12 protein-coding genes are annotated in these 14,512 nt (G+C 43.6%); 7 read left to right on the top strand and 5 right to left on the bottom strand.

The annotated features are described in order from the left end of the window. The coding region (locus AAGC65_RS11830) for a UvrD-helicase domain-containing protein (protein WP_343112659.1) at positions 1 to 1,015 on the bottom strand (1,015 nt) is incomplete at its 3' end. A 264-nt stretch (positions 1,016 to 1,279) separates the two neighbouring features. Between AAGC65_RS11830 and AAGC65_RS11825 the strand changes: the two genes are divergently transcribed. After that, entirely contained in the window at positions 1,280 to 2,167 is an 888-nt protein-coding gene (locus AAGC65_RS11825; protein ID WP_343112658.1) for a hypothetical protein, read from the top strand. Between the two features lie 73 nt (positions 2,168 to 2,240). Here the strand turns inward: AAGC65_RS11825 and fabV are convergent, their stop codons facing one another. After that, positions 2,241 to 3,434 carry an enoyl-ACP reductase FabV gene (gene fabV, locus AAGC65_RS11820; RefSeq protein ID WP_343112657.1) on the bottom strand — a complete coding sequence of 398 codons (1,194 nt, stop codon included), beginning with the start codon at positions 3,432 to 3,434 and terminating at the stop codon, positions 2,241 to 2,243. A 436-nt stretch (positions 3,435 to 3,870) separates the two neighbouring features. After that, on the bottom strand, positions 3,871 to 5,691 hold the full coding sequence (locus AAGC65_RS11815; RefSeq protein ID WP_343112656.1) for a right-handed parallel beta-helix repeat-containing protein: 1,821 nt from the start codon (positions 5,689 to 5,691) through the stop codon (positions 3,871 to 3,873). A gap of 75 nt (positions 5,692 to 5,766) precedes the next feature. Between AAGC65_RS11815 and AAGC65_RS11810 the strand changes: the two genes are divergently transcribed. Next, complete coding sequence (locus tag AAGC65_RS11810) at positions 5,767 to 6,438, top strand: hypothetical protein (protein ID WP_343112655.1); 672 nt, start codon at positions 5,767 to 5,769, stop codon at positions 6,436 to 6,438. An 18-nt stretch (positions 6,439 to 6,456) separates the two neighbouring features. Here AAGC65_RS11810 and AAGC65_RS11805 read toward each other — a convergent pair whose 3' ends face one another. Further along, the gene (locus AAGC65_RS11805) at positions 6,457 to 7,356 is read right to left on the bottom strand and encodes a class I SAM-dependent methyltransferase (RefSeq protein ID WP_343112654.1); all 900 of its coding nucleotides are present in this window, start codon (positions 7,354 to 7,356) and stop codon (positions 6,457 to 6,459) included. 180 nt (positions 7,357 to 7,536) lie between these two features. Between AAGC65_RS11805 and AAGC65_RS11800 the strand changes: the two genes are divergently transcribed. The 5 genes from AAGC65_RS11800 to AAGC65_RS11780 all read left to right on the top strand — a co-directional run bounded on the left by AAGC65_RS11800 (position 7,537) and on the right by AAGC65_RS11780 (position 11,926). Further along, positions 7,537 to 8,124, top strand: a complete 588-nt coding sequence (locus AAGC65_RS11800) for an RNA polymerase sigma factor (protein ID WP_343112653.1) — start codon at positions 7,537 to 7,539, stop codon at positions 8,122 to 8,124. Further along, on the top strand, positions 8,121 to 9,554 hold the full coding sequence (locus tag AAGC65_RS11795; RefSeq protein ID WP_343112652.1) for an outer membrane beta-barrel protein: 1,434 nt from the start codon (positions 8,121 to 8,123) through the stop codon (positions 9,552 to 9,554). The genes AAGC65_RS11800 and AAGC65_RS11795 overlap by 4 nt, the downstream gene beginning before the upstream one ends. Positions 9,555 to 9,655: 101 nt before the next feature. Next, on the top strand, positions 9,656 to 10,906 hold the full coding sequence (locus AAGC65_RS11790; protein WP_343112651.1) for a hypothetical protein: 1,251 nt from the start codon (positions 9,656 to 9,658) through the stop codon (positions 10,904 to 10,906). A 217-nt stretch (positions 10,907 to 11,123) separates the two neighbouring features. Beyond that, positions 11,124 to 11,435, top strand: a complete 312-nt coding sequence (locus AAGC65_RS11785; RefSeq protein WP_343112650.1) for a hypothetical protein — start codon at positions 11,124 to 11,126, stop codon at positions 11,433 to 11,435. Beyond that, positions 11,429 to 11,926, top strand: a complete 498-nt coding sequence (locus tag AAGC65_RS11780; RefSeq protein WP_343112649.1) for a hypothetical protein — start codon at positions 11,429 to 11,431, stop codon at positions 11,924 to 11,926. Before AAGC65_RS11785 ends, AAGC65_RS11780 begins: the two co-directional genes overlap by 7 nt. A 460-nt stretch (positions 11,927 to 12,386) precedes the next feature. On the opposite strand, the gene AAGC65_RS11775 is transcribed toward AAGC65_RS11780, so the two are convergent. After that, the gene (locus tag AAGC65_RS11775) at positions 12,387 to 14,351 is read right to left on the bottom strand and encodes a M1 family metallopeptidase (RefSeq protein WP_343112648.1); all 1,965 of its coding nucleotides are present in this window, start codon (positions 14,349 to 14,351) and stop codon (positions 12,387 to 12,389) included. Positions 14,352 to 14,512: the final 161 nt, after the last annotated feature.

The raw sequence follows: 14,512 nt of genomic DNA, 5'->3' as shown, positions 1-14,512 counted from the left end.
TTTCGGCCACTACTTTACCTTCTTCGTTATCGCTGAAGGCGCGCATCACTTTTATTTTATCGCCGGTCTCTTTTTCAGAAAAAACATTCTTTTTAAGCTGCTCCTTATTATTGCTGATAATGCTGTTGGCAACGTTCACAATATTTTGGGTGGATCGGTAGTTCTGCTCCAGCTTAAACACTTTCAAATCCGGATAATCTTTTTCAAAATTGAGGATGTTCTGAATATTGGCCCCGCGGAAAGCATAGATACTCTGGGCATCATCGCCCACAACGCACAAGTTTTCATTAACGGCAGCCAGTTTTTTTACAATCAGGTATTGTGAAAAGTTGGTATCCTGATACTCATCCACCATCAGGTACTTAAACTTGTGTTGATATTTGTTAAGTACATCGGGATGCAGTTTTAACAGTTCGTTGGTTTTATACAGCAAATCGTCAAAATCCATAGCGCCTGCACGGTAGCAGCGGGTGGCATACATTTCGTAAATTTTACCCAACTGTCCGCGTCCGCTCGAAAAATCATCAGCCTGTATCTGCTCGTTCTTATTATATTCCTGCCACGATATCAGGTTGTTTTTAGAGGCCGATATGCGGTTAAGTACAAAATTTACATTGTACAGCTTATCGTCAAGGTTCAGTTCCTTTAAAATGGCCCTTAATACACTTTTGCTATCATCGGTATCATAAATGGTAAAATTGCTGGGGTAGCCAATTTTTTCGGCCTCAACCCGCAATATTTTGGCAAAAACCGAGTGGAAGGTACCCATCCAGATGTTTTTAGCCTCAGAACCTACCACATGGGTAATACGCTCGCGCATTTCGCGGGCGGCCTTGTTGGTAAAGGTTAATACCAGTATGTTAAAAGAATCAACACCTTTATGTATCAGGTGGGCTACCCTGTAAGTAATAACCCTTGTTTTGCCTGATCCGGCACCGGCAATGATCATTACCGGCCCTTCGGTTTGTTCTACCGCTGCCCTTTGTTCGGGGTTTAAACCCTGTAAATAATCCAAAATCTGTTCCTCTTTTCTTGAAAAAGCGAAATTAAGGTTTTGAGCCGAAAGGGGAAAGTAAGATTGATAAAGCTGTGAATAAAAATATTAACAATTGGGAGGCCGGGGAGGGGTAAAAGATTTACGAAGTTTTTAAAACTTCGTAAATCTTGCCATGGATAATCCCCAAAATCGTGGTTCAGACAATTATGGTGATGGGCTCACCAATTTCGGGGATAGGTTATAATATGAGCATTATTCAATTTTGTTTAAAAAAATCAGATCATGTTTAACAATAAAGAACCTGAAGAACGAATTGATGATGCCGTTAGCTATATTAAACAGGTAGATAAACAGCTTGGGCTCGCGGTAGAAAAAGCGATGACCAGTGACAGGACGAGAGTCGTAAGTAAAGATATATCTCTTGGTTTATTTGCAAAAAGGATTGATAAAGATAGGAGGGGGGCTCTGCGGGCATTGCTGCTTTGCCAGCGCTATTATATATCAAATTTATATACACGCACCAATATGCTTGATTCTAACTGGCATACGATCAGTGTAGATCATTGGAAATCCAGAAATAAAAATGCTATTGATAATGGTATCAGGGTATTTACAGCTCCATGCGATAACGCGGCGGAACTGGCGGAGGTTGCGGAAAATGCAGGTGGCCCGCCTACCAGTAATAACCATCGCGATTATAAACTTAACCGGGATGAACGTTTTACCATTGGCAGTGGTACCTGTTATATGGCCGTTATGGCATGGCTATTAAAAAGCGGGCTTGTATCTTATCCCTGGTACCTGAAAAGTACTGCTATTAGTAGTATTAGCGATTTAAAAACTAAATTAGGTACTCCACAGCAAATTTGGACCTCTGCTCAACCATTTACCTCCGGTAGTCAATTGCCGCCGGTACCACGAGGATATATTGTGTATATTAACTATAAGGAAGAATTTGGTTATGGCCATTGGCTGGTGAGCCTGGGCAATGGTTTAGCTGCAGGCTGCAACAATGACGATACCGACGGAACGCCTAACCTCTACAGCAAAAATGCCAATCTTAACAATCAATTTTATCATGGCTTTAATGAGGGCAATGCCACCGGAACGCCGAAAGGAGTGGCCTATGTATTTGATCCGGCGCAAATTCCAAACCGGAAGATGGTTTAATTAGTTTTTAGCAAGACTTACGAAGTTTTTAAAACTTCGTAAGTCTGCATATCAGTATTAATATAAGTTGCTATTAGCTAACCAAACCTGGTATGGCTACCATTTCGTCAACATCTTCCTGGTAGTTTACGCCCGGTACGTCAAAACCAAACAGGTTCAGGAAGTCGGTTTTGTAACCTTTAAGGTCGCCCAGTTCGGGCAGGGTTTCGGTAGTTGCTTTTACCCACAGTTCAGCCACTTTGGCTTGCACCTCAGGGTTCAGTTCCCAGTCGTCTATACGGATACGGCCTTCAGCATCGGTAGGGATGGTGCCTCCGGTGTACAGACGTTGTTCAAACAAACGCTGTATTTGCTCAATACAACCTTCATGCGTACCCTCCGCTTTCATTACCTTGTACAATAATGAAATATAAAGCGGAATAACCGGAATGGCCGAGCTCGCTTGCGTAACCAGGGCTTTATTTACCGAGATAATGGCTTTACCGTTAATATCCTTCAGCTTATCGTTGATCAGTTTTGATGTTGCGGCAAGGTGGTCCTTCGCGCGACCAATAGTGCCTTTGCTGTAAACCTTTTCTGTAACCTTAGGGCCAATGTATGAGTAGGCAATGGTGATGGCTCCATCGGCCAGTACGCCCGCTGCTTTCAGATCTTCTATCCAAAACTGCCAGTCTTCGCCGCCCATAACGGCTACAGTGTTGGCAATCTCTTCTTCATTTGCCGGGTTAATAGACACTTCAGATACTACGCCGGTATGAAAATCAACCGTTTTATCGGTGAAAACTTCGCCAATAGGTTTCAGTACCGAGCTGTGGGTAATGCCTGTTTTAGGGTTAGTTCTGCGTGGTGATGCCAGGCTGTATATCACCAGGTCAACCTGGCCTAAATCGGCCTTGATCAGGTCGATGGTTTTTTGTTTTACTTCGTCAGAAAAAGCGTCGCCATTAATGCTTTTGGCATATAGACCAGCTTCATGCGCCTGTTTTTCAAAAGCGGCGGTGTTATACCATCCGGCTGATGCGGGTTTGCCCGGTGCAGGTGGTTTTTCAAAGTAAACACCAATAGTTGCCGCGCCCGATTCAAACGCGCTGGTAATGCGCGACGACAGGCCAAAACCGGTAGATGCGCCAATGATCAGCGCTTTTTTAGTGCCGTTAACAGCTGGTTTTAATTTAACGTAGTTGATTTGATTGATTACGTTTTGTTCGCAGCCTTTTGGATGTGTAGTTAAACATATAAAGCCGCGTATTTTAGGTTCAATGATCATAGATGCAAAATTGATTTTAACAATATTCGGGGCATATATAAGGAAAGTTTTCTGAAAATGTTTCAAAAAGTTTTGAAGGAGGGGGTGGAATTTACTGTCATTGCGAGCGCAGCGTGGCAATCGCAGACTTTACAGAGGGAATCTGCACGGCTCGCGATTGCTTCGTGCCTCGCCGCTACAGCAAGCGTCCCGCTTGTGGTAATCCTGATAATGCGTTTGTTTCTGAAGCGACTCACCCGGTCATAGCTTCGCTCGACCGCCCTCTCTTCGCCTGCGGCGGAAAGAGGGCATTAAAAGCCAAAAACGTGTCGTTTGCTGTAACAATGGAGAGAAAAGGTTAATAAACAAATTCCTCACCCTCTTTTCAGCATAGCTGAAGAGAAGGTCGTCCAGCGTAGCGCAGACGGGGTGAGTAGTTTGAAAGAGGTATGTTTTACTATTTAACCACATTCCCCTCAATTTCCACTCCCGTACAATCCTTCAGTACAATCATCTTTTTTATATCCGCAGGCTTTTCAGCTTTAATAGTATTGCCTTTGAATTTAATGTTGGCCGTACTTTTTGCCGAAAGCGCCTGCACACCCTGCAAATTAAACCGGTTATTTAAAATAGTTATGTTTTGATGTACAGGTCCTTTTGATTGCGTGTTTTCCGGGCAAAAGATAATGGCCGGTTCACCGCAATTCACAAAATCATTATCGCGGATGGTGAGGTCGCGTACCATTCCTGATTCATACCAGTTGGCCGCATCGTTAGCTACAGATATACCGCTTTGGTGCGGATGCTGAAAAACGCAATGTTCGATCATCATTTTACGGCGCGAGGTTACCAGTACGCCGCGTGTAGGTATTTTGGCAATGGTATCATGGTGTATCCAAACCCGGGGAGTCCAGGTGGTGTTTTCCAATACATCAATTGCCCCCATACCTTTAGGCAGCGGCTGTTTCAGTGTAAGGAGAAAATCTTTATCGTTGATCTGTTTGGTAGCCGTTACCACATTTTGACTATACTGCTGCAATGTTTCGGGGTGGATAAAAGCCACGCTATCGCCTTTGGTGAAAGCATCAAAGCCATAAGTTTGGTTGTGCATAAAGCGCGCCAGCACCTGCTTAGGCTTCGGCGACCCCATTATTCTTAAATAAGTACCGTGGATATTGATGGCATCGTCATTGGCTCCCGAAAGGTAGGAGTTGCTGATAGTGATTTGCCCGCGGCATCCCGAAAAATGAAGGATATCCGCCCAGGCCGCACAGGTTTTGCCGGAGTTTGCTTCGGGCCGTACAGCTATCCTGTCCATACTGATATTTTGGCAAAACTGGCTCACCACGCCCATGCCATGCATAAAATAAATGTTGACGTTTTTAAGGCTGATGTTTTTACTGTAGCGCATAAAAATACCTGCGCAATCGCGGGTAATATCACGGTTCTGGTAAATGAGCCCGGTTTTAAAGCCGGGGTTTTGTGTAAAATAGGCACGCACGGTATTAGGTGCCGTTTGAGCGTATTTAACACCGGCCATAGCTATATCGATACGGTGCAGATCGCCGGTTTTCGGGTCGAGCACCTGCCAAAGGTCAATGGGTTTGTAGCTCCAGCCTTCGCCCTGCCAGGTAAGCAGGCTATCGGCAATGCTGTATTTGGAATCCGGATGGATCTGTAGGTCGGCGAAATGGTCGCCGGTATTGGTTACCTGTAGCTCAGATACGGTGGGGCGGAAGTAATCATAACTGATACCGTTGATGCTGATATTTTGGCTATGATCTACACAGGTCTCGATCATTTTACCGCGCATCATCATTTTGGCCCCATCAGCTTTGATGCTAACAAAACTGCTGTTGTTAATGTAAAGGGCAACTGCCTTGAGGCCATAGGGCACATCATTGGTATTGGTAATGTGGAACTGCTTTTTAAAAGCGCCATCCGGAAAAAAATTATAGGTACCCGGAGCAAAATTAAGTGTGATAGGAGCTTTGCTGGTTCCTTTACCACTAAATACTAATGATTGATGAAAATCGCCGGGCAGCACATTGATCCTGTCCCCGGCAGATAGTGAGCGACTGTTGATACCTCTAAAAGTTTTCCAGGCATGCTTATTATCGGTACCGGTGTTTTGATCGTCGCCTTTAATGGGGTCGATATAATAAACCATTTTACCCGGCGACTGGCTGCGGTTTACCGGGTAATATTTTTGAGCAGCGGAATGATAAGCAATCAGTAAAAAACAGATTATCAACGGGAGGGGATTATTCTTCTTCATAAATCGAAGAAAAGTATAAAAAAATAGCGACGGAGCAAAATGCCTGTCGCTATAAAATGCTTACATTTAAAACCTATGATCGCATCACGGCGCTACATCATTTATAGCTTGCCTAAGAGCAGAACAACTCAATCTTTACCCGGCAAAAAAATAGAAAAGGTCTGGAATAATATTCAATTATTCTTAGAAACCTGTACCACTGCTAACATTGAAAATCCAACTACTATTTCCCTGCACGCTTTTTCAGCAGATGAAGACCACGGGGAATCTCCGGAGTTGGCACAAGAGGTATTAGAATATACAAAAAGTAATTTTGGTGCCGGAGCCACTTCATCTATTGGGAATCTCTATCCTCAAAATATTCCATTAAAACAAACCGTCACAGATTGGGATTTAGATACCGGAGATCTAAAAAAGGCAGTAGACTTTATGATAAAAGGTCAGCCCTGGCCTAAATATAACCTGGGGCCAGTTGAGCTGATTTTATCGTATGATTTTAAGCTTATAGATATGGCTTCAAATACTGAACTGCCCAACCAGCAATTTACTTCAAGTGTTTTAATTTGGTTATCAAGGAGAAATTGCGTAATTCCAAGCTTATGCCTCCCTTTTGAAGAACCCAATGAAAAATTTTGGAATTATATTGACAGTATTGAGCCTTTTTTACCATTTAAATTAGAACGGAAATATTTGCGTTTAGGAAAATCAAATAAAAAAGGTACTTCAAATATGTTTTCTAAACTATAACTCTTAGCTAAGCCCACTCTATTTTATATACGGATTATCAGGGATAACAACCAGCCGGTAACCATCGGCGCGGAGCTGTTGCATCGTTTGTTCATCAGGCTGCTGTTTAAAAACAATAGCCGATAATACCTGCCCGGGTATCAGCTTCAGTTTCATTAAAATATCAAGCATCAATTTTTTAGCACGGATGGCGAAAAAAATGCTATTCCCCAGATGAGCCGGTACATCATCGGCACCCTGAAAATGAAAGTTGGGGTTTATCCTTTTAAAAGCTACCAACGGCAGGTTAAGCCCAGCTGCAAATTTTTCAAATTCCCGCTCCGATACCTTGTAAACAAAATTGCCCACGGGCTCAAATGAGAAACGGTTTTTCCAAATTTTGTTAAGCGTGCGGCTTTTGGTGGTCAGTACATTGCTGAGCCAAAGCAGCAGGGGCATTTTTAATACGGGGTCCTGTGGTTCCATGATCACGATTCCCTTGCGGGCCACGCGCATCATTTCGTACAGTGCGGCATACGGCCGGGGAAAGTGATGGTACGATTCTTTACAAAGCACGTAATCAAACGCTGCATCACCAAAGGATAGCTTTTCGGCATTTTCAGCGGCGTACTCGCGTATGATGTGCTCGTCACGGGCTACCTCCAAAAAGTTAGTGTTAAGGTCGGTGGCCAGGGCGTGGCTGCCCTTTTGTAAAATGTATTGCGCGTCAAAGCCGTAAGCATCGCCAACGGTAAGCCATTGCTGAAAGGGCTCATTCAATAACGGATCAAGGCATTTGAAAAATAATTGTTGCAACCATTGGGCAATATTATTTTCCTTGGTTGATTTTACCTTTAAAAAATTAACTTTTGCCTCGCGGGTAGGGAAGTGGCGGTTATACCAGCCGGCATGGTTGTCGTAGCTTTGCTGTTGATACATGAGGTAACATGGTTTAATACTGGCCTTACGGCCCCTGCAAATTAAACGTTGGGTAAAAAACAGTCAAAAAAATAATATTCAGAATAATTTAAAAAAGTTCAAATTTAACCCAGCGTTTGCACTGCGGGCCACGTAATGCCCGTAGAATAGCTATGGATACTAATACTCTTATTACACTGAATGAACCTATTTGCTAAGCCGGTGGAGCAGCTTATTAAAGGCTGCAAAGCCAACAACCGGCAAGCGCAGGAAGGTTTATATAAACTGTTCTATGCTGAAATGCTCAGGCTTTGTTACCGCTACCTCAAATCGAACGATTTGGCTGTGGAGGCCATTAACACCGGTTTTTTAAAAGTATTTCAAAATATAAATGCCTTTGAACAAAGCAAAGGCGAATTGGGCGCATGGATACGGGCCATTATGGTGCGTACCTGTATTGACCTGATCAGGAAGGAAGCGAAATTTAATGAGGGTACTGAAAACAGCGACGATACAGACGCTGTTTTTATTAACCCTGATATATTAAACAAATTATATGCGGAAGATTTACTGAAGGCTATCCGTACGCTGCCTGCCGCTACCCAGTTGGTCTTTAACCTTTCGGTAGTAGAGGGCTATTCGCATAAAGAAATTGGGGAGCAATTGCAGATCAGCGAAAGCACGTCCAGGTGGCACTTGTCCGAAGCTAAAAGGCAATTGCGGGCAACGCTGCAACCATCATCAAAAAGTATCCATGAACCAACTGAAAATAAAAACAAAGCCTCATGAAAAATTCAGCATGGTATCATAAACTTTGGCTTAAAAAGCTTGATGAGCTTCCTGTTCAGGATGATGCTGCCGCGGCTGCATGGGCTGGTATGAAAGCGGCGCTTGATAAAACGATGCCGCCGGGAGCGCCTGCTGCCGGGCATGCGGCTGTAAAACCGCTGGGTGCAAAACTGGTATCGTTGTTTGCTTATGTATTGCCTGCTGCTGCCATGATTGGCGGCGGCGCTTATTTTTTACAGCATAAGGCACACAAGCAACATAAGCCCAAACATAAAACAGAACAGCATCAGCTAAAAAATAATAATAGTATCCCGGCCGATAGTTTATTAACAGATAGTTTACACTCAGACACCATCCAAACTCAAAAGGATACTGATCTGGTACAAGCCACAACGCAATCATTAACTCCGCAGACCTCAAACAGCTGGGTAGATTCGGTACAAAAAGCTAAACATCAGCCAGGTATCGGGCGCTGGGTGCAGGGAGTTATGGCCATGCAAAGCAATAGCCAGGCATCTGCTAATAATATAGTAAACGGTGCTGCACAAACAACAATGCCATTAAACACCATTAATAAACCCGTAATGAAAGATGCCGGGAATAATACTCCTGCACAACCGGAGCAAACTGATATTGGAGGCGTTACCCAAGCCAATGGTGCTGCATCGGCAACTCTCTATACCGGAATAAATGCAAGTTTAACCGGAGGAAGTACGGGTACGGCCAATAATGGAAAGCCTATGGTTAATGAAAAGGCAAATACCCAGATCAATGCCAATAAAACCAAAGCCCGTAATAGCGGTAAAGCTTTAAAAGCATCCAAAGCGCCTAAGTATAGGCAAGCAGGGGAGATCAATGTGCAGCCATATCATTATGGGTTAGAGGTTGGTTTAAATACGGGGAGCAGTAGTAGTAATGTATATTTCGGCGGTTTTGGCTCGGTTAACCTGAACAACAGATGGTTGGTAAACGCGGGCGTACGCTTTAGCGGAAAAAAACAACTTAGCGGAACGTATACACATCCCAGCTTTTATGCTCCCGATTCCTTGCAAGCGTTCCGGATCACCGATTCGCGCAAGGTGTTAGCCCTTGATATTCCCATCAGCCTGGAGTATAAGGCATCTAACCTCATCAGCTTTAAGGCCGGTCCGGTAATTAGTCTGGGGCTCAAGCAATCTGACGCGAGCGCTAAAATTTCGGAGCTTAACCGGCGCGATTCTTTATTTTTCCGTAAAACCATAGCCGATACCGTGGGCTTTACTACCGTTAAAAAACTCAATGTTGGTTTTAGCGGTGGGGTAAGTTTGCATATTAAGCAGTTTGATATTGACGGCCGTTATCAGTTGATGCCTTATAAGGTGAGCAGCCCGATAGGATCATACCGAAAAATATACAATACCTTTCAGTTAGGTGTCAGTTACAGGTTTTAATTTTAATTATTTTAGGGCTTGCTGCAACGTGGCGAAAATTGTAGTGTCATTTGCTGTTGAAACAATCATTATCCGATATCAACAGTTTAAAAACCTACGCCATGAAAGTAAAATTATTCAGCCTAACCTTATTGGGGATAATTGGGTTATGGGCAACTGCCGGTACAGTTGCTGCCCAAACGGTTTCAGATACAGATAACGCTGAGCTCAGTGCCCGGTTGGTTCAAGGCCTGGACTCGCTTGCCGATGTCGTGATGCCAACGCTTATTCCCGACTATCCTTTATTAAAGCATTTTGATATAGCAGGCCAAAACGCTGACCTGGAAAGTGAGGTTGAAAATGGCGGGGTTAAACTGCGAACAAAAAACTACAGCAAAACGTACCCTGCGGATGTAAATAGTCAGCTAAAAATAGAAAATACCTTTGGCAGGGTTACCATAAACACCTGGAATAAGCCTGAATTTAAGGTGGACGTACAAATGAAAATTTATGCCGATGACGCAAACGACGCGCAACAGTTTTTAGATGTAATAAATATTGCCGACTATAAAACCGGCGCATCAGTATCCTTCAAAACAATAATTGGCGATGATAGCGGCAAAGGCACCGAACTTTGGCACGGAGATGCTAAAACACGCGTTAAAAAAATCGAGATCAATTATACAGTTTACATGCCTGTAAAAAACGCGCTGGTGGTTAATAACCGTTATGGTAATACGGTGTTACCCAATCTGGATGGCAAGCTTACTATCAGCAATTTTTATGGCAGCCTGAAAGCGGGTAAGCTATCAAACCCGCTTAATGCTATTAAAGTGCATTATGGCAGTGCCGATATTGAAAATCTTTGCGGCAGCATCCTGGATGTAGCCTTTGGCAAGCTTGACCTGATGGAATGCGATAAATTGAATGTGAGTGTAAGCTACGGTTCGTCCAAAATTGGCAGAATACATACCTCAGCAAACATTAAGGCCAGATTTTGCGGCGATTTGCAAATTAATGGGCTCGACAGGCGATTGAAAAGCCTGGATGTAACCTCGGCCTATTCAAGTGTAAAATTGGCTACTACTGATAATGAGAACGCCAATTTTAATATTACTACCAACAACGGTGACTTTACCTACCGGGATACAAAGGTTAAGATGAACCATAAAGCTACTCAAAATGATCAGGGTGCTGCTAAAAATTATACAGGCAGTTTAGGCAAGGCTAATCCGCAGAAATTAATTACCATTAACGCCCATTTTGGCGCTGTAATGTTTACAGGCGTTAAATTAAAGGATGCTGATTTAAAAAATAGCGATGAGGAAAACCTCCATCGCTATCATCATATCAATAATTTGAGCAACGATTAATTAGAGCGTATTCCGCTCCATGTTTTGACCTTACTCAGTATGACGGCTACCGGGCACACTTACGAAGTTTTAAAAACTTCGTAAGTGTTACCAGCACTAAGTATTACCAGCATTAACTGTCTATAATTTCTATCAGGTTAAAATAAAAGGAATCAGCCAAAACTGATTGCAGACTAATTATTGTGATTTGAATCAATTGAGCTATTATTACAATAATATGCGTTTACTATCAATCCTTATTATTGCATCTCTTTTGGTTTCATGTAGCAGCAGTCCATCAAATTCACATGATCAGGCCCTTAAGCCAGCAAAAAAGATTGATTCGGTTAAAGTCGATACCATCCGTATAAATAAGACATTAGCATTGAAGGAGCACCAGGTTGAGGTACTAAGAGATGGCTTGTACCATGATAGTGAGGTAGATCCACTCTTGTCTCACAGGTCATGGAAAGGATTATTTATAAAAGACCACCAAAGCTATATAGCAGACGTTAAGGTAAAATTACCCGTAGTTTTGATAGTATGGTAGATCAATCCGGTGAAAAAACAGGGATGCTTGTAAAAGTTAATAGCCCGGATACCAGCATCCTGTTAATATCAGGTATGCCTTTAAAAAACAGGCCGGTAAAGCAACTGCAATCGTTTCCAGCAATAATTCTTCCGGGTGAAAAAAAGGATTTTAAGTATAATGATAGCGCATACCGCATTTATGCTACCGGTCAAACAAAAGTTATTGATTCTGCAAGTAAAAACTACGAGGTTACTGCCTATAAACTTTTTATTGAAACAACACTTAACCACCATCACTATATTCAGTTGTTAGTTGATATTCCAAGCTTTGAAGGTCCTTTGCACACAGCGATAAAGTTTGTTGGAGATATCGATAATGATGGGATTCCTGACTTCATTATTGATACATCAAATTATTATGGTAGTGATAACTCCACGTTGTTCCTTTCCCAGCCATCCAAAGGGAATGTATCATATACTATAGTTGGTGAAACCACGGGTACTGCATAGTTGAGGTAGAATCACAAAGACAGTTTTATCGAATCAGGCTGTTTATCGACTCACCCTGGCATTGCTACGCTCGCCATCCCTCTCTTCGGCTACGCCGGAAAGGGTAATAGCCCATGAATTGACAGTTTCATCAAATCAGGCTGTTTATCGACTCTCCCCGACATCGCTACGCTTGTCGACCCTCTCTTCAGCTTCGCTGGAAAGAGGGTAAGAAATTTTTTCTTTCCTCTTTATCCTTTTTTCCTTGCCCTCTTTCCGCCGCAGGCGAAGAGAGGGCGGTCCAGCGAAGCGTAGACCGGGTGAGTAAATGATACGCCATGTAATTATTTCAGAACGATGCTGTTAGATAGGTTGTTACTTTTGAAAGAGTAGAAGTAGACAGTTGTGTGTAAACAGATAAAAAAAATAGCGATGAGGAGAACCTCCATCGCTATCATCATATCAATAATTTGAGCAACGATTAATTGCCGTTATAGGTGTTGTTCTTCAAATCAACATCAGGCAGTTCATGATCCGGATCGATCACGATGCTTTTAATGGCTGAAGTACTTGGGTATTTAAAAGTCCAAACACCGCCGCGCTGCCATACGTTTACCGGCAGGTGCAGGGTTTCGGTAGTGCCGTTGGCCTGGGTGATTTTCAAGTCGACAGGCATGGCCATCTTTTCGTTATTGCTGATGGTGATCATGGCGCCTTTGGCAGCGTTATCATCAACGTATTTTACGTTGGTAATAGCCTGGTCAAGTTTCCAGGTGGTAAAAAACCAGGGTTTCCAGAACCAGTTCAGGTCTTCGCCGGCAGCGTCATTCATCGCTCTGAAAAAGTCGTAAGGCAGTGGGTGTTTAAAGGCCCAGTGTTTTACATACTCATGAAAGGCGTAATCAAACCTATCGGGTCCCAACACTACATTGCGCAGCATATTCAGGCCTAAAGCTGTTTTTTCATAATATTGACCATAATCATTAAGGCCGATAGCCTCTGGGGCAGTCATCAATGGGTCTTTGCTTCTTCTGAAACCTGCTAATATGGTTTGGGCGTGTTTGGTTCTGTCATTGTATTCGCCGTGGTTAAATTGCTCACTGGCGTACTCATTAATAAAGGTGTTAAAACCTTCATCCTGCCACATGTATTTGCGCTCGTTTGATCCTACGATCATCGGGAACCAGTTGTGACCGATCTCGTGGGTAACATCGCCCCAAAGCTGTCCTTTTTTCAGGTTGCTCAAACAAAATATAGCACCCGGATACTCCATGCCCAGCGCTACGCCCGATACGTTAACGGCGGAGTTCCACGGATATTCAAAATAAGCTTTAGAGTAAATTTCCATGCTGTTTTTCAGGTATTCGGTTGAGCGGCCCCAGGCATCATTGCCAGCGCTTTCAACCGGATAGGCCGACATGGCCACGCCTTTACGACCTGATGGAAAGTTTACCTGCGCGGCATCCCAGATAAACGCGTTTGACGCACCCCAGGCAATATCACGGCTGTTTTCCATTTTATAGTGCCAGGTTAAGGTACCCTTGAACGGGCGGGTGGCGGCTTTGCCAACCTCATCGGCAGTAATGATCATCTGGGTTTTATCGCTGGCTTTGGCTTTGTTAAGTCTGTTTAATTGCTCAGGGGTAAGTACCTCCTGCGGGTTTTCCAGATCGCCTGAACCTACCACGATCATGTTGGCAGGGGCGGTGATGTAGTAATCAAAATCACCGTACTCGCAGTAAAACTCGCCGAGGCCCATGTAAGGCAGGGTGTTCCAGCCCTCTACATCGTCATAAACGCACATGCGCGGGTACCACTCGGCAATTTCGTAAACGTAGCCTTGTTTAAATTTCTTACGGCCCATGCGGTCGGCACCGTAAAACGGAATGGCAAAGTCATAGTTGATTTTTACCTGTATCTTTTCGCCTTTGCCATCAAGCGGCGTGTTTAAACGCAGTTGCATGCGGGCGTCGGTAATAACCGGGGTTACGGTATAAGTAGCACCTTTATAAGTAACGGTTACGGTACCAATATGGTAACCGCCGCGACTAAAACCACGCACATCAAAGCGGTCGCCCGATACCGGGGTAGTAGCTGCTCCGCGCGAGTCAGGTTTAAACAAATTCTGATCAAGCTGTAACCACAGGTAATCCAGTTTATCAGGACTGTTATTGGTATAGTTAATGGTAACCTCGCCGGTGATGGTAGTATCGCGGCCCTCGTTCAGTGAGGCTTTGATCTGGTAATCGGCACGGTTTTGCCAGTAAGTAGGAGATGGTTGTCCGCTGGCAGAGCGTGTGCCTCCGCCGGTAACCGGCCAGGTAATGGGGCCAAAAATATCCTGGTGATTATACTTGATGGTATCTGCTGTTTGCGCCGATGCCGGGTTTGCTATAGGAAACAAGGCAAAAGCGCTCAAAATGTTGATCAGTTTTACGTAACGCATTGAGTTTTTAGTAATAAGGGCGCAAATAAACCAAATAATTTGTGAGTTTGATAATTTGTTTGCTTAACCGATTGCGTATAAGCGAATTTATAGGGGTTGGTAATGGGAATGTTACTTGCGGTAGATAATGAATGTGTTTTTGATTTTGTGATGCCAGTGTT

The sequence above is a fragment of the Mucilaginibacter sp. genome (assembly GCF_039207105.1).
Taxonomy (GTDB): domain Bacteria; phylum Bacteroidota; class Bacteroidia; order Sphingobacteriales; family Sphingobacteriaceae; genus Mucilaginibacter.
Note: the sequence above shows the minus strand (reverse complement) of the source record. Positions and strands in the feature narration are given on the sequence as shown.

What these genes read in the sequence shown, in the direction of transcription:
- AAGC65_RS11775 (WP_343112648.1), bottom strand. Translation starts at nt 14,351, where the DNA reads ATGCGTTACGTAAAACTGATCAACATTTTGAGCGCTTTTGCCTTGTTT.
- AAGC65_RS11825 (WP_343112658.1), top strand. Translation starts at nt 1,280, where the DNA reads ATGTTTAACAATAAAGAACCTGAAGAACGAATTGATGATGCCGTTAGC.
- AAGC65_RS11815 (WP_343112656.1), bottom strand. Translation starts at nt 5,691, where the DNA reads ATGAAGAAGAATAATCCCCTCCCGTTGATAATCTGTTTTTTACTGATT.
- AAGC65_RS11785 (WP_343112650.1), top strand. Translation starts at nt 11,124, where the DNA reads ATGCGTTTACTATCAATCCTTATTATTGCATCTCTTTTGGTTTCATGT.
- AAGC65_RS11810 (WP_343112655.1), top strand. Translation starts at nt 5,767, where the DNA reads ATGATCGCATCACGGCGCTACATCATTTATAGCTTGCCTAAGAGCAGA.
- fabV (WP_343112657.1), bottom strand. Translation starts at nt 3,434, where the DNA reads ATGATCATTGAACCTAAAATACGCGGCTTTATATGTTTAACTACACAT.
- AAGC65_RS11805 (WP_343112654.1), bottom strand. Translation starts at nt 7,356, where the DNA reads ATGTATCAACAGCAAAGCTACGACAACCATGCCGGCTGGTATAACCGC.
- AAGC65_RS11780 (WP_343112649.1), top strand. Translation starts at nt 11,429, where the DNA reads ATGGTAGATCAATCCGGTGAAAAAACAGGGATGCTTGTAAAAGTTAAT.
- AAGC65_RS11790 (WP_343112651.1), top strand. Translation starts at nt 9,656, where the DNA reads ATGAAAGTAAAATTATTCAGCCTAACCTTATTGGGGATAATTGGGTTA.
- AAGC65_RS11795 (WP_343112652.1), top strand. Translation starts at nt 8,121, where the DNA reads ATGAAAAATTCAGCATGGTATCATAAACTTTGGCTTAAAAAGCTTGAT.
- AAGC65_RS11800 (WP_343112653.1), top strand. Translation starts at nt 7,537, where the DNA reads ATGAACCTATTTGCTAAGCCGGTGGAGCAGCTTATTAAAGGCTGCAAA.